24 protein-coding genes, 2 pseudogenes and 1 other annotated feature are annotated in these 21,814 nt (G+C 35.8%); of the genes and pseudogenes, 3 read left to right on the forward strand and 23 right to left on the reverse strand.

Going from position 1 to position 21,814, the window contains the following annotated elements; all coding sequences use genetic code 11:
* Window positions 1-12: 12 nt before the first annotated feature.
* From ACIQZI_RS08555 to ACIQZI_RS08565, 3 genes are all read right to left on the reverse strand, one after another.
* Window positions 13-666, reverse strand: coding sequence for a hypothetical protein (locus tag ACIQZI_RS08555; protein ID WP_403071645.1), 654 nt, complete (start codon window positions 664-666; stop codon window positions 13-15).
* Between the two features lie 112 nt (window positions 667-778).
* Window positions 779-1,168: an ATP-binding cassette domain-containing protein gene (locus ACIQZI_RS08560; protein ID WP_403071648.1), complete on the reverse strand. Its 390-nt coding sequence runs from the start codon at window positions 1,166-1,168 to the stop codon at window positions 779-781.
* Window positions 1,149-1,517: an ATP-binding cassette domain-containing protein gene (locus ACIQZI_RS08565; protein WP_403071651.1), complete on the reverse strand. Its 369-nt coding sequence runs from the start codon at window positions 1,515-1,517 to the stop codon at window positions 1,149-1,151. Before ACIQZI_RS08565 ends, ACIQZI_RS08560 begins: the two co-directional genes overlap by 20 nt.
* Window positions 1,518-1,625: 108 nt before the next feature.
* On the opposite strand from ACIQZI_RS08565, the gene ACIQZI_RS08570 reads away from it, so the two are divergent.
* Complete coding sequence (locus tag ACIQZI_RS08570) at window positions 1,626-2,408, forward strand: MerR family transcriptional regulator (protein ID WP_403071654.1); 783 nt, start codon at window positions 1,626-1,628, stop codon at window positions 2,406-2,408.
* Between the two features lie 843 nt (window positions 2,409-3,251).
* Here ACIQZI_RS08570 and ACIQZI_RS08575 read toward each other — a convergent pair.
* From ACIQZI_RS08575 to ACIQZI_RS08605, 7 genes are all read right to left on the reverse strand, one after another.
* Complete coding sequence (locus tag ACIQZI_RS08575; protein ID WP_403071657.1) at window positions 3,252-4,613, reverse strand: amino acid permease; 1,362 nt, start codon at window positions 4,611-4,613, stop codon at window positions 3,252-3,254.
* A gap of 81 nt (window positions 4,614-4,694) precedes the next feature.
* Window positions 4,695-4,946 (reverse strand) — a binding site (T-box leader).
* Between the two features lie 307 nt (window positions 4,947-5,253).
* Window positions 5,254-5,394: a DNA-binding anti-repressor SinI gene (gene sinI / locus ACIQZI_RS08580; protein WP_403071660.1), complete on the reverse strand. Its 141-nt coding sequence runs from the start codon at window positions 5,392-5,394 to the stop codon at window positions 5,254-5,256.
* Window positions 5,395-5,686: 292 nt separating this feature from the next.
* Window positions 5,687-6,169 carry a GNAT family N-acetyltransferase gene (locus tag ACIQZI_RS08585; protein ID WP_403071663.1) on the reverse strand — a complete coding sequence of 161 codons (483 nt, stop codon included), beginning with the start codon at window positions 6,167-6,169 and terminating at the stop codon, window positions 5,687-5,689.
* Window positions 6,170-6,373: 204 nt separating this feature from the next.
* Entirely contained in the window at window positions 6,374-6,640 is a 267-nt protein-coding gene (locus tag ACIQZI_RS08590) for a hypothetical protein (protein WP_403071666.1), read from the reverse strand.
* Between the two features lie 269 nt (window positions 6,641-6,909).
* Complete coding sequence (locus ACIQZI_RS08595) at window positions 6,910-7,083, reverse strand: serine kinase (protein WP_182503610.1); 174 nt, start codon at window positions 7,081-7,083, stop codon at window positions 6,910-6,912.
* Window positions 7,084-7,179: 96 nt separating this feature from the next.
* On the reverse strand, window positions 7,180-7,746 hold the full coding sequence (locus tag ACIQZI_RS08600; protein WP_403071669.1) for a DUF3221 domain-containing protein: 567 nt from the start codon (window positions 7,744-7,746) through the stop codon (window positions 7,180-7,182).
* 235 nt (window positions 7,747-7,981) lie between these two features.
* Complete coding sequence (locus ACIQZI_RS08605) at window positions 7,982-8,569, reverse strand: CDI toxin immunity protein (protein ID WP_403071672.1); 588 nt, start codon at window positions 8,567-8,569, stop codon at window positions 7,982-7,984.
* Window positions 8,570-8,656: 87 nt separating this feature from the next.
* Here ACIQZI_RS08605 and ACIQZI_RS08610 point away from each other — a divergent pair, with 87 nt between their 5' ends.
* Window positions 8,657-9,496 (forward strand): tyrosine-type recombinase/integrase, encoded by an 840-nt coding sequence (locus ACIQZI_RS08610; protein WP_403071675.1) that lies wholly within the window; start codon window positions 8,657-8,659, stop codon window positions 9,494-9,496.
* 94 nt (window positions 9,497-9,590) lie between these two features.
* Here the strand turns inward: ACIQZI_RS08610 and ACIQZI_RS08615 are convergent, their stop codons facing one another.
* The 3 genes from ACIQZI_RS08615 to ACIQZI_RS08625 all read right to left on the reverse strand — a co-directional run bounded on the left by ACIQZI_RS08615 (window position 9,591) and on the right by ACIQZI_RS08625 (window position 10,964).
* On the reverse strand, window positions 9,591-10,115 hold the full coding sequence (locus ACIQZI_RS08615; protein WP_403071678.1) for a hypothetical protein: 525 nt from the start codon (window positions 10,113-10,115) through the stop codon (window positions 9,591-9,593).
* Window positions 10,116-10,150: 35 nt separating this feature from the next.
* Complete coding sequence (locus ACIQZI_RS08620; RefSeq protein ID WP_403071681.1) at window positions 10,151-10,492, reverse strand: hypothetical protein; 342 nt, start codon at window positions 10,490-10,492, stop codon at window positions 10,151-10,153.
* 160 nt (window positions 10,493-10,652) lie between these two features.
* A complete protein-coding gene (locus ACIQZI_RS08625; protein WP_403071684.1) occupies window positions 10,653-10,964 on the reverse strand; it encodes a hypothetical protein in 312 nt (103 codons plus the stop codon).
* Window positions 10,965-11,253: 289 nt separating this feature from the next.
* Between ACIQZI_RS08625 and ACIQZI_RS08630 the strand changes: the two are divergent.
* Window positions 11,254-11,679: pseudogene (locus tag ACIQZI_RS08630) on the forward strand (IS6 family transposase); the annotation flags it as partial.
* Window positions 11,680-11,926: 247 nt separating this feature from the next.
* On the opposite strand, the gene ACIQZI_RS08635 reads toward ACIQZI_RS08630, so the two are convergent.
* The 10 genes and pseudogenes from ACIQZI_RS08635 to ACIQZI_RS08675 form a co-directional block, all read right to left on the reverse strand.
* A complete protein-coding gene (locus ACIQZI_RS08635) occupies window positions 11,927-12,109 on the reverse strand; it encodes a Spo0E family sporulation regulatory protein-aspartic acid phosphatase (protein WP_403071687.1) in 183 nt (60 codons plus the stop codon).
* Between the two features lie 132 nt (window positions 12,110-12,241).
* On the reverse strand, window positions 12,242-13,012 hold the full coding sequence (locus ACIQZI_RS08640) for a DeoR/GlpR family DNA-binding transcription regulator (RefSeq protein WP_403071690.1): 771 nt from the start codon (window positions 13,010-13,012) through the stop codon (window positions 12,242-12,244).
* A 380-nt stretch (window positions 13,013-13,392) separates the two neighbouring features.
* Window positions 13,393-15,462: a bifunctional aldolase/short-chain dehydrogenase gene (locus ACIQZI_RS08645; RefSeq protein ID WP_403071695.1), complete on the reverse strand. Its 2,070-nt coding sequence runs from the start codon at window positions 15,460-15,462 to the stop codon at window positions 13,393-13,395.
* A 158-nt stretch (window positions 15,463-15,620) separates the two neighbouring features.
* Window positions 15,621-16,079, reverse strand: a complete 459-nt coding sequence (locus ACIQZI_RS08650; protein ID WP_403071698.1) for a LutC/YkgG family protein — start codon at window positions 16,077-16,079, stop codon at window positions 15,621-15,623.
* A 690-nt stretch (window positions 16,080-16,769) separates the two neighbouring features.
* Window positions 16,770-17,042 (reverse strand): annotated as a pseudogene (locus ACIQZI_RS24290) (group II intron reverse transcriptase/maturase); the annotation flags it as partial.
* A gap of 237 nt (window positions 17,043-17,279) precedes the next feature.
* Window positions 17,280-19,016, reverse strand: a complete 1,737-nt coding sequence (locus ACIQZI_RS08655; RefSeq protein ID WP_403071701.1) for a glycoside hydrolase family 3 N-terminal domain-containing protein — start codon at window positions 19,014-19,016, stop codon at window positions 17,280-17,282.
* Window positions 19,017-19,034: 18 nt separating this feature from the next.
* Window positions 19,035-19,682, reverse strand: coding sequence for a beta-phosphoglucomutase (pgmB, locus tag ACIQZI_RS08660; protein WP_403071704.1), 648 nt, complete (start codon window positions 19,680-19,682; stop codon window positions 19,035-19,037).
* A complete protein-coding gene (locus tag ACIQZI_RS08665; protein WP_403071707.1) occupies window positions 19,679-20,596 on the reverse strand; it encodes an alpha/beta hydrolase in 918 nt (305 codons plus the stop codon). The genes pgmB and ACIQZI_RS08665 overlap by 4 nt, the downstream gene beginning before the upstream one ends.
* A gap of 88 nt (window positions 20,597-20,684) precedes the next feature.
* The gene (locus ACIQZI_RS08670; RefSeq protein WP_403071710.1) at window positions 20,685-21,431 is read right to left on the reverse strand and encodes an alpha/beta hydrolase; all 747 of its coding nucleotides are present in this window, start codon (window positions 21,429-21,431) and stop codon (window positions 20,685-20,687) included.
* 12 nt (window positions 21,432-21,443) lie between these two features.
* Window positions 21,444-21,710: an alpha/beta hydrolase family protein gene (locus ACIQZI_RS08675; protein ID WP_403071713.1), complete on the reverse strand. Its 267-nt coding sequence runs from the start codon at window positions 21,708-21,710 to the stop codon at window positions 21,444-21,446.
* Window positions 21,711-21,814 lie beyond the last annotated feature (104 nt).

The raw sequence follows: 21,814 nt of genomic DNA on the forward strand, positions 1-21,814 counted from the left end.
AACTCTCCTTTTTTAAATCGATCTTATTTTTAATACAGCTAACCCTACAAGCGCCAATACCATACTGATGGAAAGACAAACACTGATGTGCAACAAAGCGTTTCCATTAAACATAATGAGCTTGAAAAAGCCTACCAAAATTTGTCGCAAAGGCTGGATCGGAACAAACACACAGATGATCGCCACTAGAACAGCGTCCGTCAGCCAACCGTACCAATACGATTGCATAGAAAGCAGCACATGTAAGATCAACGCCAGCATCAATAAAAAAGAAAACTGCTGAAAAAATGCAACGAATACACCATTTTCCCACCAACCGCATAGCTTCAACAAATTAATCACGATTTGTGTTTGATTCATTGGGTCTATTACTAGATGGACAAAAGTATTAACCATTGATATTGACGCTGCGGCGATGATATAGGTAAGGATACTACCCCAAAAGTAATCTTTTTTCGTTGCGTTTAAATGAATTAGCTTACTAAAGTTAAAATACACAATGAAAAATGGAATCATGAGCATATAAAGATAAGTGTAGTTTCCTCGGCTTATGGATATGCTTGCATCCGAAGATGTGGTAGACAAAAGAACGACTAAAATCGTAATAACAAGTGCAATTAAATTACTTGCAAAGTTTCGTTTTATAACAGTTAGAACTGGTTTCATGATAAATTCCCGCCCTTCTTCTCAACCATACGAATGAAGAAATTTTGAAGGGACAATTTTTCAATTTCGAGATGATCTCTTTGACTGATTGGTAAATCAAAAATAAAGCGTGTTAATAAACCTCCAGCTTGTATCTCTCCAATTGTATGCAGATCTTTTGTGACTTTTTCTCTACTTCCTGTTTTAATCCACTTACGCTATATGCCTTTGTCTCAATTTCCTGTAAGGTATCATAAAAACGCAGGGTACCCTTGTCAATGATAATCAGCTTTTGCATGACCTTTGCAATTTCATCAACGATATGGGTGGAAACAATAATAATACGTGGATTCCTTGAAAAACTCTCTACTAGCAAATCGTAAAACTCCGTACGCATAATTGCATCAAACCCCAGCACCGGCTCGTCTAAAAGAACAACTGATTTGTTACTCGCAAGGCAGATGATGGTGGAAACCATTGTTTTCATACCTAATGAAAGCGCATTAAATTTTTTTACCGGCATCTAGCTCAAACCGTTCCATCATTTCCATTGCAAATTCATAATCAAAGCGTGGATTTAAATCTCCAGCAACCCTAATTAGTTTTGTTACTGGAAGATTAAAATGTTTGGCAAAATTTTCAATATGACTAACACCAGTATCCATCGTTGCAGTGCTAATAGAGTGCCCGTTAACACGTATGGTTCCACTTGAAATATTCTGATAACCTGCAATAGATTTTAAAAGCGTTGTTTTTCCCGCTCCGTTTCGTCCTAATAGACAATAGATACCATTATTGTCTATAGTTAATGTGAAATTTTTTAGGACAGTTGCACTTTGATATTGTTTTGATACTTGATTTAATTCAATCATAGCTTGCTACCTCTCTTCTTTTACTTTTTCATGCCATTGCGATTTTCTCACTACATGATATAATTTCACAATAAACCTTTGTGTTACAAATAGGTCAAGGGGGGATTTATGGATATTTTATACACAATTAAACAAGCAGCAGAAAAAGTAAGCATGACTAGTGAAACCTTGAGGCATTATGATCGAATAGGTTTAGTAAAGCCATGTCATAAAGATGAACAAACTGGATATCGGTACTATTCTGAGCAGGAGCTCGTACAACTGCAAACAATTGAACTGCTCAAAACAATGGATTTAACTTTGATGGAGATAAAAGACATTTTGCAGCAGAATGAACTCCCCAGAATTATTGCACTTTTAAAACAGGCAGAAAAAAAGGCAGATGAGAAAATCGCTCGCCTGCAATACGCAAAATCAAGAATTAAACGTGCCTATACACATTATGAAAATAAGTTAAACAGTGTAGATAACCAAAATGGGGAATTCTTTGTCAAATATCTATCAGAAAGGGTAATCATGCTTTCTGATAAATTGGAATACCCTACGATAAAAAATTTATGGAATTATCACAATCATTTTTATAAGCAAATTGAAGAAGCGTTGCAACCACAATTTTTGTTCGAAGAAATGGCAGGAATGTTTACAACACCAGAAAAAACCCGGTTGTTTGCCATTTGCTTAAAATATCCTTCAATAGAGAGGTTAACAATACTACCAGAGGGTAATTATTTATGTGCCAATTGCACCGAAGAGAATAAGGATATGGTATTGCAGAAATTACTTCAAAAGGCAAAGACAGAATTTGGTGTGTGTCCAGATGTCGTTCTTCACTGCATTGTGATAAATGGGGTTTTGCAATGGAATTATCAGATACAACTGCTCATACAGTGAGGCATACTCATACACAAAGTGCAAAATAAGTAAATGTAACAATTATCATAAGGTATTCTTTTATTGATGTTTAGTGTAGCTAATTATCTTAATAGTTATACAAAAAATCGGAAGATCACAACTAGTGATACATCCGATTTTTTGATTTATATGTATAGCGATAATAAAGTTGTTTTCTCCTTATTAGAACTAACACGCCTGTAGTTCAACAAAAATCTCTATAATGCAAGCAACTTTGAAAGAAAATTACAGCTTGTACATCGTCTGGTACAACTTCTCTTGTAGCTTTGGAATAAAGATTGATTAAAAATATCCCTCAATCTTTATCTAAAAGCAACTACAAGAACTCCATTTTAAAAAAGGATTGATCAAAATGGAGTTACTCTTTTTAAATAGGTATGAGATTTTTATAAAAAAGTTTGATAATTTTAATAAGCCTTATTCTGCAAACGCGCCCGATTGTGGAAGATAGTTTTCAAATAAAGCCACTGTAATTGAAGTATAGGAACGATTAAAAAATGCAGGTTTAAAGCGTCAAATTTACAGGTTTTTATTCAAATAATAAACTCTGAATAATTTTGAAAAGTACTATCGTAGCCATGTTTATGTATTTGCATAAAAAGCTGTATAGACAATATTCAAAGGAAAATCCAAGAAATGTTGGTTTAACAGCATTTCTTGGATTTTGGTTTCTTTCCAAACTTTCATTTGGGAACGTTATTAACGTTTACTAATGTATAAAAATTATTAATCTTGAGATAGATGTAACCAATCGAGTTAACGAAAAGGACTATTTAACATATGTCTTCGTTGAAGAAGTATCAGTTAAATGAAATGATTTAATTACTTTTTAACATTTATTACTTTGTATCCAACAAATAAGATTAAAAACCAAACTGGTGCGACATATAGGGCAACACGCATATCTGGAATAAACGCCATTAACACAATAACCATTAATAAGAATGCAATAGCAATGTACGTAGAAAGTGGATAAAGCGGAATTTTGAATTTCAGTTCGGCTACTTCCTCTTTCGTTTTTGACTTTCTAAATTTCAATTGCGCTAATAAAATAATCATCCAGCTTGTAATGACTGCAACAGTCGCAACAGCAGAAATATAGATGAACACTTTTTCAGGTACTACATAGTTTAAGACAACCGCAATTAATAACACCGCTGAAGAAAATAAAATCCCTCTACGCGGACTACCGTTTTTGCTTACTGTTTTAAAATATTTTGTAACATTTTTTTGTACCGATAAGTTGTGTAGCATACGTCCTGAACCGTATAAACCACTATTAAATGCAGACATTGCTGCTGTAATTACAACAAAGTTAATAATGTGAGCCGCAGCAGGGATGCCGACGTGATCGAAAATTTGAACGAACGGGCTACCTTCTGAACCAACTTCGTTCCAAGGATAAATAACCATCATAACGCCTAATGCACCAATGTAGAAAATTAAAATACGCCAAACGATGTTGTTAATAGCTGAAGGAATTGACTTGCTAGGATTTTTTGCTTCTCCTGCAGAAATACCAACTAATTCAACCCCACCGAATGAGAACATAACTAATACTAGTGACATTAAAATACCATGGAAACCGTTTGGCATGAAGCCACCGTGAGCCCATAAATTATCGAAGCCAATTGCTTCACCGTGGTTGCCAACACCGAAGAAAATAATGGCTAATCCTAGAACGATCATACCGATAATCGCAACAACTTTAATCATCGCAAACCAGAATTCGAATTCTCCGTAAGCTTTTACATTTGCTAAGTTTACAAGCGTCATAATAACAAGTACTACAAGGGCAGTTACCCATTGTGGAATATCAGGGAACCAGTAGTTAATGTATACACCGACTACTGTTAATTCTGCCATGCCAACGACAATCCACATGAACCAATACGTCCAACCAGATAAGAACCCAGCAAAGCTTCCTAAATATTTATTCGCGTACGTACTGAACGAGCCTGATACAGGTTCCTCTACTGCCATTTCGCCTAATGCACGCATAATTGTGAAAATAACTAATCCGCCAATTAAATAAGCTAGTAAAATAGATGGCCCAGCCATTTGAATTGTGGAACTAGAGCCATAAAATAAACCGACCCCAATGGATCCGCCAAGTGCAATTAATTGCATGTGACGAGTACTTAATCCGCGCTTTAGCTGTGAATCTTGATGATTGTTTTTCATAATGTCTTACTCCTAATACGTTTAGATTTTCAAATACTTTGCTCAAAAAAGGAATAAAAAAAAACGCCCTTTTGGATTAACCAAAAGGACGATTCAACTCGTGTTACCACCTTTAATTTATAAGCAATTCACATTACTTACCTTAAGAAGTACGGTCATTTGACGATACTCTCGCACATGATTACGGGTGCTTACCGGCGTAGCCTACTTAGAATGATCTTTTCGGTACACAGCTCCAAGATGAATTCTCAATCGTTTTACTTGCACCTCTCATCAACCGGTAACTTTCTGTTCGTAAAAATAATTGATACTATTTCTTTTCATAGCCTTTGTTCTATACAAATATTTTTGAATTGTTTTTCATTTTACAGAAAAAAAATATTTTGTCAATATAATTTTTAAAATTTCTTCATAACCCGCTTAAATTATATATGACATTTTACTATATAAATACAACTCACCACTTAAATATAAAAACTAAAGGAAATATTTCAACAAATGTTAGTAAAGTTCATTTAAGATTGTTATTCAACAATCTGGCCCGATTGCGGAACAAGGTCCCAAAGGATCACATGAATGCTCTATACAAATCTAGTTAACATAAAGTCAATTATAGGAAATTAAAGAGGTTGAGTGCCCTTTAGGTACTCAACCTCTTTTGATTATCTTTTTCAAGTTTTTTAAATTCTATAAATGCTTTAAAATCTTCTTTAGATACTCCAGATTCTATTAACTCTTTGACTAATCGAAGCCATTTTTCATCTAATTGTTTATTTTCCATGATTAACCTCCCTGGAATTAGAAGTGTTTTACTTTACAATTCCATTTATATAAAAAGTAACAGTTATTTCTTATAATCCATAACGGAAATACTTGGGTTATAAGGTAAATTACTCCTAATAATTAAAATTGCATATCCTATTTATTTCTAGTTAACATAAAATTCCTTATAGGTACTGAAAAAGGATCTTCGGTTGGAAGATCCTTTTTACTGCTTGTTCAATTAAAGCGCCCGTTTGTGGATTAGCGTTAAATTAAGGATTTTAAACTGACACATTCGATTATGAATAACACTATCTATCATCAATCAGCAATGTCATTTTTCTACTTATACTTTTCATTCCATTCTTACTATAAAAGGAAATTGCTTTTTGGTTAAATTCCCATACATTCAGTTCTAAGGAAGATGCGCCTTGATTTTTAGACCAATTTACGCAAGCGTCAAATAAGTCTTTTCCAATTCCTCTTTTTTGGTGGGAACCTTTTACTCCAAAGTCACTCATATAGGCATATTTTCTTGGCACCACTGAATCGAATGGGGGAGATTCTTTAAGTTCCATCACTGCAAAACCAACCACTTTTTCATTTTCTCTAGCCACTAAAATTTCGGTATTAGAATCTTCAAGAAGTTCTTTGAAGTAACTCTTTGGCATTACAATCCGCACTTTATTAAAGATGTTAGGCAAAGCATCTGCGTGCTCATCTTGTCCTTCTTTAACAATAACGTTTAATGTGTCATAATCCTCAAATACTGCAGAGTTAATTACCAAATTCATTTATACCACTTCCCTTTTTACTTTTTTTCCTAATTCACCTATTTAATACTTTTCCCATATTCCTCAATCTGGCCCTTTAATTGAATAAGGCCTTAATGTATCACATGAATACTCTATACAAAACTAGTTAACATAAAATTGCTTATCGGTATTGAAAACGGATCTTCAACTGGAAGATCCGTTTATACTGCCTATTCAATTAACTTACATAGGAATATATCCTTTTGTTAAGTAAACATAAATAACTACAGGGATAACACTGAATAACATAGCTAAATTGCTTAATGCTAAAAGTCTATTATTTGCTAAGTAACCAAAATAAAAGCCTATTGGGCCAAAGACAAATGTTAACATTCCATAGGATTCTTGTATATTAAGAACCAAATAAGGAACCCATGAAATAACACCAACAAGAAAAAGAGTTAAGGATAGATAATAGAATATCTTTTTTCTTAAAATAATTGTACTCATTTCTTCTAATCTCCATTTTTACCATTAATCTATCATAAAAAAGGACTGTATAGTCTATACATTTCTAGTCAACATAAAGTCAATTTCCGGAACTTCCGAACTATAAAACCCCTTGAGCACCAAGGGGTTTTATAGTTCGTTTTTATTGGTTATACATGATTTTATACAATGTTGATGAATCAACAATTTCGGCTTCTGAAGAAGCCTGGTAACTGTATAAAAAAGGGGTGTTTTATGCAAATTCTTCTTTCACTGTAGCACTCTTTACTTCAAGAAGGTTGTTGTTGTTTTTTCTTGCCTTTTGCAATGAAAACAGCTCCCAAATTACATCCAGCCCCTATTACATGCATAATAATATTACCTGTCTTACCAAATCCATCAATTGTTAATCCAATTAAAAAACTCCCAAATAAAATAAGTGAAATAACAAAAATTAATTTCAAATTCTTTTCAATCCTCCAAGCCCTACCACAAAATCAATTCGACCTTCTTCTTGAATTAACCTTTTTCGCTAGTTGAACAAAATATACAGTTGGTAACTATCCTTCTATTTGAAAATTATCATCATTTAAATCAATATACCAACTTGATGTCTTATCATCGTAATTAACACTTTTCACTATAATAATAGAGTTCTCAATAGCATCTGTGTCTAACTGATTGATTGCTTCTTGAATAGCTTCAGTCTCAGAAATTTTAGAGTTTTTTTGTGTTTCGGTTGATTGAACTGATATATCTTTTGCAGTTCCTCGACGAGGATAAGGTAAGAATACGGAACCTTCAAACAAAACTTTTATTCGCTGGCCTACTAATATATCTTCTGTAATGCTGGAAGTAGAAATCCAGACAGCATCATAATGTTCACTCTCGCCACCATTAGCACTATAATCTTCTGGTTCAGGACTTACTACAAGAATTTTATTTTCATCTTTTTTTGTAACATATCCCACCAATTGAGTAAAATTTGTTGTTGTTTCTTTCGTCTCACTGATTTGATTTATTTCCTCATCTTCTTTCACGCTAACATTTACATTATTTGAAGTACACCCCATCAAAGATACACCTAATAATAAAACCAAAATATAGAAGTTAAATGTTGCTTTCATGATTACCCTCCCAATTTTCAACTTACGAATAACTTCTTTATTTATAAGTTAAACCCTTTTTAATTCCTCATTTTCTTCAAGTAAACTGCACCGTTAGTTGAATATGGTTTTTCGAATGTATGATTTTAGATAAATTCGTACATTAAAAAGGCCGTCATTTGGCAGCCTTTTTATGGCGCTATTGCTACCCGTTACTTTAAGTGTATTCCTTCACAATCTTTAGTTAGAATAAAAATTATTCCTTCCATCCTACTGCTATATCGTTTGAGGGGAATTCAATGACTAGTTTTATTTGAGGACAATAAATATACCTATCCCAAGTTCTAACTTCTTCAACTCTGTAAATGATATTAGTCAATTTCGTTTTAATAACATATCGATAGTTAAAGTCGATAATATAACATATTTCATTATTTAGCTTATGATTTTTATTTATTAACTCAGCTAATGCACTTTCATAGTCAATAAAGTTACAAAATATAGTTTTGTAAAACATAAGCCTCCACTCAATTCCACTATTATGAAATGGAAAAACTTCAAATAATTCATCTTTGATTTTTTCAGAGTCTTCTTTAGATAAAATTTCTACTTCCTCTTTATAATCCATATGATTCGGAAATAACTCATTAACTTCCTCTAATAAAAATTCATACTCTCTTTTTCCCTCTTCTTTTTCCTCTTCTTCAATTCTTTTTTGTTTTTGCTTGTCTAACAATTCTTTTAAACGTTCTTTTCTATCCTTACTCACTTTATTCACCCCAAGAGATATTTCTATTTTTTTAATTATATTATGCTGGTGTGGTATATCAATTCTATCTATCACTAACCTGCCCCGATAGTTCAATACCTTACGTCTCCAATTCTACAATCAAGGCAATAATTCCTCCAATACGAAAAGGAGGAGATTTTTTTGTTAGTATCAAGAACTTGGGAATTATATGAATCGGATAAAAAGATCGAAGGATTCTCCCCTCAGACATTAAAAGCATATAAGCTCCAATCTAAGCTACTTATCCAATACTTTGACGATGTGAATATTGAATCATTGACTACTGATCGGCTTAAAGAATACTTGGCAAAATCCAGTGAACACCTCAAGCCATCAAGTTTGGCTCATCGAATTCGATTTATTAAATCAATATTTCGTTGGTCACACGAAGAAGGGCATATACCGAAGAATCCTGCTGCAAAAATCAAAGAACCTAAACAAGGAAAACGGATTCCAAAATTTTTAACAGAGAGAGAAATAGAACATTTGAGGGAAGCATGTATTACGCCAATGGAAAAGGCGTTATTTGAATTTATGTTTTCAACAGGTTGTAGAATAGGGGAAATTGTTTCTCTTGATAAAAATTGTATTAATTGGTCAAATCGTTCCGCCATTGTGCTTGGGAAAGGTGATAAGGAAAGGGAGGTCTACTTTAATATACGGTGTGAAATCTGGCTCAAACGATACTTGGATCTTCGTCAGGATAAAGACCCAGCTATTTTTGTTACTGAACGGCACCCACATAGTATGAGTATTGGACAAATGAGATATATCATAAAACGAATATCAAGTCGAGCAGGGATCAACAAAGAAATTCATCCACATCAACTACGCCACAGCTATGCGACACACCTATTGAACAACGGAGCTCCTATTGATGTTATTCAAAGTTTACTGGAACACGAAAAAAGCGAGACCACTAGGATTTATGCTCAGCTAAGTGGAAGTGTTAGAAGAGAATTTTACAGAAAATATTTTTAAAAGTGTATGGCAAAAGGCAACGGATTCTCCGCTGCCTTTTCACTATCGCACCCGTTAGTTTAAGTAGGATTCTTCACAAACTAATATAAAATACCTAAATATCAATATCTGCCTCCTTAAAGGCATTTTTATATAAATCACTTGACCATTGTATTTCAACATCAAACAAGTGCTTTCTAATTATCTTAAAAATTTCGATATTGGTATTTGGAAAAGTCTCCTCAAAACCATCTCTTTTATCTAGTAGCATTAATGAATGAATAATCACTTTATAAATATGAGGGAATTGTTCCTTTATTTTTGAAGAATACTTCAAAAATTCTTCTATATACTTATCAAAATGATGACTGTTATTTATATCAAACCCCACAGTAAAAAAAGGAAATCCACTCTCATCCTCCCACTCTGTTAGCAACCCCCAAAATGCAATAAGTGAACCTGTTCTATATCTTTTATCATTATCTTTAAAATGTTTATAGAAAGGATATAGAAACTCTCCACACCAATTCAAATCTATCATTCCAGAATCTTCAATAATGTACTCTTGTAATAAATCGTATAATTCGTTAAATGACTTTTCCATCATTTTCAACTCCAATGCTTGATCCTTTCGTTCCACTAAACTGCCCCGTTAGTAGAATAAGGAGTTACCTTTTATTCCTCGTTTAATTGCTTTAACCACTCTTTAAACCAATCTTGAGGTAACTTTACTTTTGAGAGGTCTAAGTTCTGCAATTCTTTTAATGAGTAAGAATTTACCAAAAATAAATCCCATTGACATTCAATATCTCGTGCTATCCCAAAAGCTATTTCATCAAGTTCATTAGATGCTTCAGCCTCATCTTCCTCAAAAGCCATTGTGAGGTTATCACACCACTTAATAAACTCAAATTGTGAAAATCTGTTTTCTTTTCTACAAACGCTATTTAACAAGTTCTTTAAGTTTTCGGACGAGAATGGAAAATCTATAGTGGTTTCATTCCAGTTCCAATTCATATAAACATCCCCTATTATCAACTGTAATTACTTACTATCCTCATCACCTTCTACTCTCTAATTTAACATTTTCTTATAGAACTAACCTGCTCCTTTAGTTCAATAGGAAATAGCGATTGCACTCTAGTCGGCAATCGCACATGTTAGTTTAATAAAAGAGTTATTCTACTCTCAATCCAAATTGGTTCTCAAAGAAACTCTTTAGGCTATTCCAAGCTTCATTAGTCACAAAGTAATGTTGGGTAGCTGTAAATACTTGTCCTTCCCCTGTTTTAAAACGTGTCATCCAAGAAAGATGGTCTTGTGAGAATGGAGAATCAGGGTCTTTAAATCCATCCAAATAATAAACAGATTCACCAATCTTAAAATCTCTGGCTTCCTCCCAATTAAATTCAATACCATCTCTACAAGTAGTAAAAGGCTCTATAATGATAATTTTGTCATTTACTTGCGATTCAGAAATAACCGACATTGACGACCACCTTCCTCTAAGCTATTAAAAAAACCTCATTAACGAGAAGGTAATTTAATTTACAAATACCTAAAATAATCTTTACATGACTAAACTCTTGAAAACTAGAACATTTGTCCAAATATAAGTAGAACAATAAAGGTGAGAAGGGTATCAAGAATGGCCATTAATGAAACAGGATTGTGGTGCGAAAAACGGTTCTGGTGCAAAAACTGCAAGATCATTGCAATGAATCTCTAAATCTTGGACATACTGATACTATCAATCTAGAAAAGGGATGGTATTCAGTATGGAAAAGCAAAATTTATTCAAGTGGAAACATTATCAACCCGATATTATTCTTCTTACTGTCAGATGGTACCTACAATACAACTTGAGCTTTCGTAATCTTGTGGAAATGATGGAGGAACGAGGATTATCGATGGCTCACACGACCATTATGCGTTGGTTTCATCAGTATAGTCCTGAATTAGACAAGCGACTTCGCCGTCATCTAAAACGTACAAATGATTCATGGAGAGTGGACGAAACGTATATCAAAGTAAAAGGACAATGGATGTATCTGTATCGTGCAGTGGATTCTGAAGGAAACACCATTGACTTTTACCTAAGCAAAACAAGAGAGCAAAAGGCTGCAAAGTGCTTCTTCAAGAAAGCTTTACGTTCTTTTCATGTTTCGAAGCCTCGTGTCATAACCGTCGATAAAAATCCAGCGTAACCTGTAGTCATTCAACAGGTCATGTAGGGCTAAAATATACCCCCTACTTTCTCGTTATCTATTTAATGTGCAGTAACAATAAAGTCATTTAATTTTGAAGTGTCAAACTCGCATAAAATCGTTCTAAATTTAGATCAAACAAAAAATAAGTTGGTTAATTTCGAACATAACAAGAAGATAAATTTCGAAAATAATGGTAATAAAATTGGTTAAAATGTTAATATTCAAACGACTTTATTGTCATTCAACAACATATTTCTATTTTTTCATAAGAAAGTTTTTGATAAATCGTGATAAGTTGGTCTATTTTCTGGCTGCAACAAATGGTCTCATGGCTATTTAAGCCAGTTGCTTCAGCAATCAGAATCAATTCTTTTTTCAGTTGATTGATCCTGTAATCTAATTCATCAATCTCTATAAATATCATACAAAATCCCCTAATTACCCTTTATCTTTAACTGTTTTTTGTAATTCTTAATCCCAAATAAGGCTTACCAGGCAACTCAATTCTGCTAGTGTCTGTGTAACTTCCTGCTGCCATTCATTGAGTCATCCTCTTTTACTGATTAACCCCAACAATTCGGATTTTTACACCTTTCTCCTCTAATGCCCTACTATAGGCTTCATCGATATTGGAATCTGTAAGTACACAACCAACTTGCCCGATTTCAGTAATATGAGCAAAGGTACGAACACCAAACTTAGTAGAATCAGCCATTAGAATGGTTTGATCAGATATTAACATCATTTGTCTTTTCAGTAGTGCCTGCCATTCATTTGAGTCACTTAATCCACCTTCAATGTGTACTCCTTTACAGGAAATAAACGCTTTGTTCACATGATACATGTTTAGTGATCTTTCTGCTAAAGGACCAACATATGATAATGATTTTGGTAGAAGTATGCCTCCTGTTGATATTACTTTTACCTGCTCTTTTTTACTGAGTTCAACTGCCACTTTTATTGAGTTAGTGATAACAGTTAATGGTACATCAGGCATTGCCTTTGCCATATACCATGCAGTTGTACTTGCATCTAAAACAATTTGCTCACCAGGTTGAATGAGTTTTACCGCTTCTATTGCAATAGATTTCTTTTCCAGCGAGTTTGTTGTTTCTCTTTCTGTATAAGAAACCTCTGATTGCTCATCTTGAATACTAACTGCACCACCATGGCTTCGGCGCAGTAAATTCTCTTTTTCTAATTTCTCGAGATCACGTCTAATCGTTTCTTCGGTTACTTTAAATGTCTTACTTAACTCAGTTACTCTTACACTTAGTTTTTCATTTACAACTTCAACAATTTTACGATGTCTTTCTGCCACAAGCATCTGTATTCATACCCTCCCAGTTACTCACAATGAGGAAATTATATTATGAGATTTGAGCTTACGTGCTAAAAGTTATTTCTTACGCTTGTAGGCTCTAAATAAATATTATGACATAGTACACAATTAACGCATAGCCCCTTGTCAACGTCCTAAGTAAATCATTTTCACATTTTTGGTTATATTCATTTTCATCTCTTAATTATAGATCAAGGTGTAATAGCATTTTAACCTATTACGCCTTGATCTTTTAGTTACTTACTAGGAATTTATTAATTTCTTGAAATCTGATTTTAGTGCCTCGGCATCCAGCTCCAGTGCTAAAGCAGAAGTGATCTTTATACTCCTTATATGTCGCTAAACGGGCGCTTTCGCTTTTGTTATTATCTAGTAAATGCTGCCGGTACTCCACCGTCAACTGTTAGCATACATCCTGTAGTTCTATCTGATTTTGAAGAAGCAAAAAATAAAATCGATTGTGCGATATCTTTTGGATAGATGTTTACTAATAAAGTCGTACGTTTACGATAGTGATCTTCTAATTGGTCTGGCTGAATTCCGTACGCTACTGCACGTTCTTCTCTCCATCTTGATCCCCAAATTGCTGATCCTTGAAGTACTGCGTCTGGAAGTACAGAGTTTACGCGAATTCCGAATTCTCCACCTTCTGCTGCAATACATCTTGCAAGGTGAGTCTCCATAGCTTTAACAGAGCTGTAAGCTGCTGCATTTTTACCAGCATATACAGAGTTTTTAGAGCCAATGAATACCATGTTTCCACCAACGCCTTGCGATTTCATTTGTTTAAAGGCTTCACGAGCAACTAAGAAATATCCTGTTCCAAGTACATTCATGTTAAGGTTCCATTCTTTTAAAGAAGTTTCATCAAATGGACTTGATGTAGCAAGACCTGCGTTGTTTACGATTATGTCTACACCACCGTAAGATAACGCAGTTTGTACAAAGGCTGCTTGAACTGCTTCTTCACTAGTTACATCCATTTTCACAGCAATTGCACGACCTTCGCCGTATTGTTCATTAATTTCTGCTGCAACCTTTTCCGCACCTTCAAAGTTAAGGTCAGCTATGACAACATGTGCACCTTCTGTAACAAATTGACGGCAAGTTTCACTTCCGATTCCACCTGCACCACCAGTTACAAATGCTACTTGTCTTGAAAATTCAGCTTCTGCAGGAGCTAATGATAATTTGTAAAGCTCTAGTGGCCAATATTCAACATTAAAAGATTCATTTTCGTTCAGAGAAACGAAGCTTCCTAAAGTAGTAGACCCTTTCATAACTGCAATTGCACGGTGGTATAATGCGCCACTCACGTTTGCATTCGCAACATTCTTCCCAGTGTTAACCATACCGATTCCTGGGATTAAAATAACACGTGGAGCTGCTTCAGAAATTTGATCACCTTCGTTTTTATTTTTTTCAAAATATGCTTTGTACTCTTCTTTAAAGCCTTTAATACCAGCTTTTACTTTTTCTACTAAGCTAGCAACATCCTCTGTTTGTGGATTCCACTCGATGTATAATGGTGTCATCTTTGTGTGAACTAAATGGTCAGGGCATCCAGCTCCAACTTGTGATAGTTCTGGTGCATTGTTGCTGTTTACAAATTGCAGGACATCTTCAGCATCGTCATATGTTAATAACATTTTCTTTTCGTCACTAACAGCACCGCGGATAACTGGCATTACTTGTGCTAAAACATTTTTGCGGTCTTCTTCTGAAAGTGATTCGTATTTTTGTCCGCCAAATACGTTTTCCTCTACAACTCTAGCTTGAATATATTGTTCTGCTTCATTGATAATTGAAATTGTTTTTTCATAGCTTTCTTCTGCTGTTTCTCCCCAAACAACTAGACCATGTTTTTCCATTAGAACTAGCTCTGCATTCGGATTATTTTTCACACCTTCAGCGATCATTTTTGATAATGTAAATCCTGGGCGTACATATGGTACCCATACGAAGCGGTCCCCGTAAATTTCTTCTGCAATTTGTCGGCCATTATTTGCACAGCAAACGCTAATAATCGCATCAGGATGTGTGTGGTCAACATGTTTAAAAGGTAAGAATGCATGTAAAAGTGTTTCAATTGATGCTCGAGGGTGCTTGCTGTCGATCATGCAGTATGCTAGGTAAGCAACCATTTGTTCGTCAGGCATTTCATCACGCTCGATTAACGGGCGTATGTCTTCCATTTTTAAGCCTGTAAAGTTATGAGCTTTCATTGTTGCTAAATCTGACCCGCTACCTTTCACCCACATAACTTCTACGTCACGGCCACGGAAATCCTTTTCAATTGTTTTCATTGATGTATTTCCGCCACCCCAGTTACATACTGCGCGATCTGTACCGATTAGGTTAGAGCGGTAAACTAATTCCTCTACCCCTTGAGGTAATGTTGCAGCTTGCTCTTTATTCCATAAACTTTGAACCATTTTTGTTTCCTCCTCTAAATTGTTTGTTTATTTGTTTTATGATCTGATTATCTGTTTTTCATTATACAATACCTTTGTTTGTTTTTGAATATGTTTTTTGTTTGTTTTTGAATTAATTTTCATTTGTCATTTACAAGAATATAAGTTGTTCTAATTGGTCAATGAACTCCAACGCTTAAGTTCAGTTCAATGTCTGTAATATTACTTGGACCAGTAATGAAATCATAACAAGATGAAAATTTTTTCCCTTCTTGGACTTGTTTATTGATGATTGATACAGCTTGAGTCATTCTTGATACAAGCGTACTGTTTGGCACAATCGCGATATATGTTTTAGGTAATAAGCTTACAGATCTTCCCTTGTTTTCATTACTAAATAACACGACTGTACCTGATTCAGCAAGGGTGATATCACTGAAGGTTATCCCAATGTGGACATCGATATCCTCATTTATTAATAAATCCTGTTCCAATCCAAACTCTTTATAGCGCTCATCTTTCCAAGTTACAACACTACCAACCTCATACTGTTTAAAGACATGACATATTTGCTGTGAAAGCTCATCTGAACTCGTTTCAATAAACTGAGTATGAATAACCTCACAGTGCTTTTTCAATACTTCTACTAGTTCATCTTGAGTTACATCTTTTAGTACATCGAACTGAGGGGGAGTAGTCCACGCAGGCTTCGTGACATTCGTTTTTCTTGGTCATTTTAATTTTTCTGCAACTGTATTTAGAAATGAATCTCGATTAAAGACTTGTCCTTCTCCCATATCTATTCCCCTCCTATAACTGGCGACCCGTAGTCTTTTGGATTGGGTTGGGCTATGTGATAGGATTTCTTGCCGATAGGCGCAATTGTTTGAGCGAGGTACAAGCGAGCCGGTAGCGACTTGGAATCACATAGTCCTGGGGACCCTCGAGCCAAAAGGAACAGGAAACGCTGGGCTCTGGATCCTTTGTCCGTAAGCGATAGCTGGAGGCAGTTGCGGAAGAGACAAATGATAATTATGTGTCATTACTTTCAAATCTCATCGGGGTAACGTCAGGAAAATGCATATATCCAACTTTAAGAATAAACAGTAATAAAAATCCCAATCTCTCAGTATATACGTGAGAAATTGGGATTAATTTTTTCAACAATTGCTCCCTTTAGTCATAATGAACGAAAGGGCTCCACCACAGAGAATAAAAATGGCTTAGTTTTATGAACACTGACTCATCATAGAAGTCTTCCGAACACACGCCTAAAATGACTTCTTTATTGACATATCCCCTTGCCCACGTAATATCCTCATTCATCATTGGGCAATGAATCTACTAATGCGATTATCGTTATACTCAACCGTTCGATTTGGAATGAAGTTTTTCATGACATAGTTTAGTACGTTTTTGTTAATTGCTTTTAGGTTTTTGTGTATCTTTTCTCTGCCGTTGACCGTGTAATTACAAATGTCTTGAGAAAAGCATAGATTTGTTTTATGCCGTTGGGCATGAATCGGGACAAATGCCATGTTTCTAATCTTATATAGCCTTGATTTACAGCCTTAATAACGTTTTTGTAATGAACTTGTCATTAGCATCAACATAGGTACCTCTTCATATGGATAGATCATAAGAGCCTCCCTCTTATGATTTAATTAAGAAGTTTTTGTTGCTATAATTTTTCCAAATATCCATCCTATAACAATACCATTCTAATTAATATCTAAACAAAAATATACAGCTGTCAACTGGAAACTGACAACTGACAACTGACAACTGTACAATTTTATTTCCTGCTATTCTTTCCGTTCTCCATTTTTTTAACAAGACTAAAGTTTAGTATCCCATCTTCCGCAGAAAGGATCGATTGGATTGATCCCCTTGAATTCTGATCTTCCTAGGAGTTTCTCAACTATTAACTCTAAAACCACCTCAGACGAAGCATAGGCATTAATAAATGTTTTCACACGAGGTACATCTAAAAGATGATACGGGTTCTCCACTGAGATAAAAATGGTTGGAATAGATGTTATATAAATTGGGACGTTGATACCCAAAGGTTGGGCCCATTCGATTCGAACGGTAGTCTGATTGCTTTTCGTTGCCATATTGGCAAGATATATGATCAAGTCATAATTATCTAAAATAACACTATTAGGTGCCATCATTCCTTCAAAACCTGTCTTAGGATCAAATTGATTTACTTCGAATCCTTCTTTTTCTAACATAGCTTTAAAGGTGCCGACAGCATCAAAAGAGGAATGAAAAAACCCCTCACCTGTTTCAATGCTGTAAAGTAATACTCTTTTATGCTTAATCGAAGAAAGAGGCAATACGTTCTCTTCTTCTTTCACTAACGTTACAGAATTATCTGCACATTCAATGGACCATGCTTTATGCTCTTCTACTCCGATTGTCTCTAAAGCTTTTTCAAACGTTGGTAAAAGGCTGCCGTTTTCTTTTTTCTTATGCAGGCCAAGTGCCGCCTTTAATCCAAGAATTTTCGATAGAGCTTCATACAGTCTTCCTTCGGTAATGATTCCCTTTTCGATTCCTTCTCTCATGAAGTTATAATCTTCTTGCAGGTTTTTTGTAAAGAGGAACATGTCACACCCGGCAGCGATTGCTTGGGGAACTGCCTGTTCCCTCGGCATCGGGATAGTCAATCCTGCCATTGTGGAGGCATCTGTAACGACCAATCCATTGAATCCCAGTTCCTCCTTTAACAGCTTAGTTGTCAGTTCATAAGATAAGGATGCCGGTAATAGATCTTTATCACTTAGTTCTGGAGCTAACTTACGACTGTAAGCAGGCTGCATTATATGTCCCACCATAACTGTCATTGCACCTTCATCAATACATGCCTTATAAACAGAACCAAATGTTGCATCCCATTCTTCACAGCTAAGGTCGTTAATTGAAGTGACAAGATGCTGATCCAGCTCGTCTACGCCATCTCCTGGAAAATGCTTGATTGAAGCTGCCACTCCGTGTTCTTGAACCCCTTTTACATAGTTAATGCCCATTTGGCGTACTCTCTCAGGCTCTGATCCGAACGTACGTGTATTGGTTATTGGATTGCGAAAATTATAGTCAATATCAATAATGGGTGCAAACGCCCAGTTGGCACCAACTGAAGATCCTTCCCTTCCGCATACAACTCCTAGTTTATAAGCCATCTTTTCATCATTCGTTGCAGCGATTTGCATGGGAGAACCGATTTTTGTTCCTTCTTTTACGAAGCCATTGCCGCCAGCCTCCAAATTTGCAGAAATCAACATAGGAATTTTAGAGTTTTCTTGAAAAAGACGAACTGTTTCCACCGCTGATTTTGTGGACATTGGACGCAACATGACACCACCTGGTTTAGTAGCAACCATCCCCTTTAAAATGTTAGTGTCATCAGTAAAAGCTACAAGACAAAATAACTGTCCGACCTTCTCTTCAAACGACATATCGGCTATTGATTTTTCTACCCACTGTATATCTTCATCATTTAAATTAAATGGTTTTTTTCGTAGATTATTCAAACTATTAGATATCACTTGTTCCTGTGTGTCTACCATTTCTTTGTTCACTCCCTATTAATCTTCTAACATTTTTAAGATATTCAAATTTACTAAGTCTTCTACTCTAATATGGGCCTTGGAATATAAGGATGCGGAACCAACTCCCACGGTTTTCATACCTGCTGTCAAACCTGCATCAATCCCTGCCTCTGCATCCTCTACAACTACACACGCATGTGGGTCAATTCCTAACTGTCTTGCAGCGAGTAAAAAGACCTCGGGATTCGGCTTACTTTTTTGGATGCTGTTCCCATCAGCAATAGCATCAAAATGATTGGCTAGTTTGATTTTATCGAGGATAAAACGAGCATTTTTACTAGAAGAACCTATTGCAATTCTCACATTTTGCTCTTGTAATTCTTTCAACAAAATGAGTACGCCTGGAAGAATATCCTCAGGGCTCAAATTGTCAAGCAGCCTCCTGTACACTTCATTCTTCCAACTTGTAAGGAGCTCTTTCTCCTCTGTACTATATACCTTATTTGCTTTCTTCAAGATTATTTCTAGGCTTTCCATCCTACTCACTCCACGAAGCCTTTCATTGATACTTTTATCGAAATAGATGTTCTCTTTATCACTGATTTCCTTCCAGGCAAGGTAATGAAATTCATCAGTAGAAACAATTACTCCGTCGAGATCGAATATTACTGCTTGTTTACTCATCGATTATTCATCCAATCATAAAGATTTTTTTTTCTTATAATAAATTCGGCTATTTCTGTCATCGCCTGATCTGCTTCTTCAAAAAGGCCAGTCATGGCAGTAAAACAATGAGGCATATTATCCACTACTCTAATCGTCACCTCTACACCGGCCTGTGTAGCTCTTTCTGCTAGTGAGATGGAATCATTCAAAAGGATTTCATTCGTTCCAGCGTAAATCAACAAAGGTGGAACGTTACTGAAATCAGCGAATATCGGGGAAATGTACGGATTGGTAAGACTTTCTCCCCCTGCGTACATGAACGCCTGTCCATTTAAGTCCTCCGTGGTCAAAGTAAAATCCTTATTTTCGATTTCCCAAGTATGGCTTCCACCACTATTTGTTAAGTCAGCCCACGGTGAGGAGCAGATAACAGCAGCAGGTTGATCTTTTCCAAAGTCTCTTAGCATCAAGATTACCGCTAGAACCAGCCCACCCCCCGCTGATTCTCCGTACAGGACTATCTTCGATGAAGAAATTCCTTTATCTAATAGAGCACGGTATACGGCTAAAACATCGTCTAGAGCCGCAGGAAATGGGTTTTCTGGGGCTAATCTATAATCAATTGATATTACTCTTGATCGTGAAAGGGTTGCCAGGGTGATGGCAGTTCCACGTGCAGCATAGGCCGATCCCATGACATACGCTCCACCATGAATATTAATGACCACACTATCAGATGAGGCATCTTTCAAAGAAATCCACTCACAATTCACTTCACCTATTGTCTCTTCAGTGACCTCAATATTTACTGGAATTTGAATTCTATCACCCAAGAACTGAATGGCCTCACGTCTTTCTTCGAGTGAAGAAGAAATCATTTTTGACTTATTTTTTTTCATAAATTCAATGAAAGAAATTGTTTGCTCATTCATTTTCTCTGTTACCTCCCAGGTTATTAAAAATAAAATAGGTTAAGAACCTTGCTTCGATTGCCTCTATAACTTGAAAACAACTATTTCTTCAACCATTTTGTTCAATAGAAGCTAGCTCTTCGAGAAGTGTATCAAGTTTCTCAGATGGAAGGGAGTATTCAGGAAAGCTTGTTATCGTTAATAATGGCGATGCTTTTAGGTATTCAAAAAATGGGTGAAACTCCAATTCTGGAAGATACTTCTGAATGATCCTCTTCGTTCTTTCATTACTAAATAACTCGTCAATCGTGCTGTACCCCGAGTAGTGTGGTTGGCTAGAGAGAAAACATCTACTCTTGAGCCAAGCTTCACAAAGGGCAGGCCACACTTCTGCTTCTCGATGCCCTTTTGCTAATCCCATTCCATGAGAACCAGACTCAAAAATATGAAATGCATATGGGACCTCAAATTTTCGGAGTCCTTCCGCGAATAAAATACTATTCTCAACCGGAACCGCACGGTCATCTCTTGTATGCCAAATAAAAGTAGCTGGAGTATCCTCTGAAATCTGTGTTTCATCCGATAAAAATGAAATAAGCTCCTCGTCATCTTGCCTTATTCCAAGTAATGCAGCTTTGCTTCCGTTATGAGTGAATCTTCCCAAGGTGATAACCGGATAACCAAGCACCATTATGTTCGGGCGGCAACTCCAACGGTCAATCGGATCATTGGCACTGGGTTCTCCATCATCAAAGTGGGTTCCAACTGTGGAAGCAAGATGTCCTCCGGCAGAAAAGCCCATTACGCCAACGCGCTTTGCATCGAGCTTCCATTCTGACGCTCGATGTCTAATCAAGCGAATGGCTCTCTAAGCCTCTATAAATTGGGCAGGATACTCAGCAGGTGCCACTTGATAGTTCAAAACGTATGCGGAAACGCCAATTCCGTTCAGCCATTGAGCAACAAGTTCTCCTTCATGATAAGAACGTGAATGATACCCTCCACCAGGCATCACAATCATCACTGGGTATGGACCGTTCCCATCGAGCAGGTAGGGAGTCAAACTTGGACTTTCTTTTTTTCCTTCTCCCAATTCATCTTGTATACCTAGCCATAAAGAAATATTTTTATTCATACTATCTTTCCTTCCATTTTGAATGGTCTGAAGTAAATCCGAGTTACAAGGAATGTATAAAAATTCAGCTAAGTATACCGTCCCTCCAATAATTAGAACAGTTC

This window comes from Peribacillus sp. NPDC096379 (genome assembly GCF_044762875.1).
Taxonomy (GTDB): Bacteria; Bacillota; Bacilli; order Bacillales; family DSM-1321; genus Peribacillus.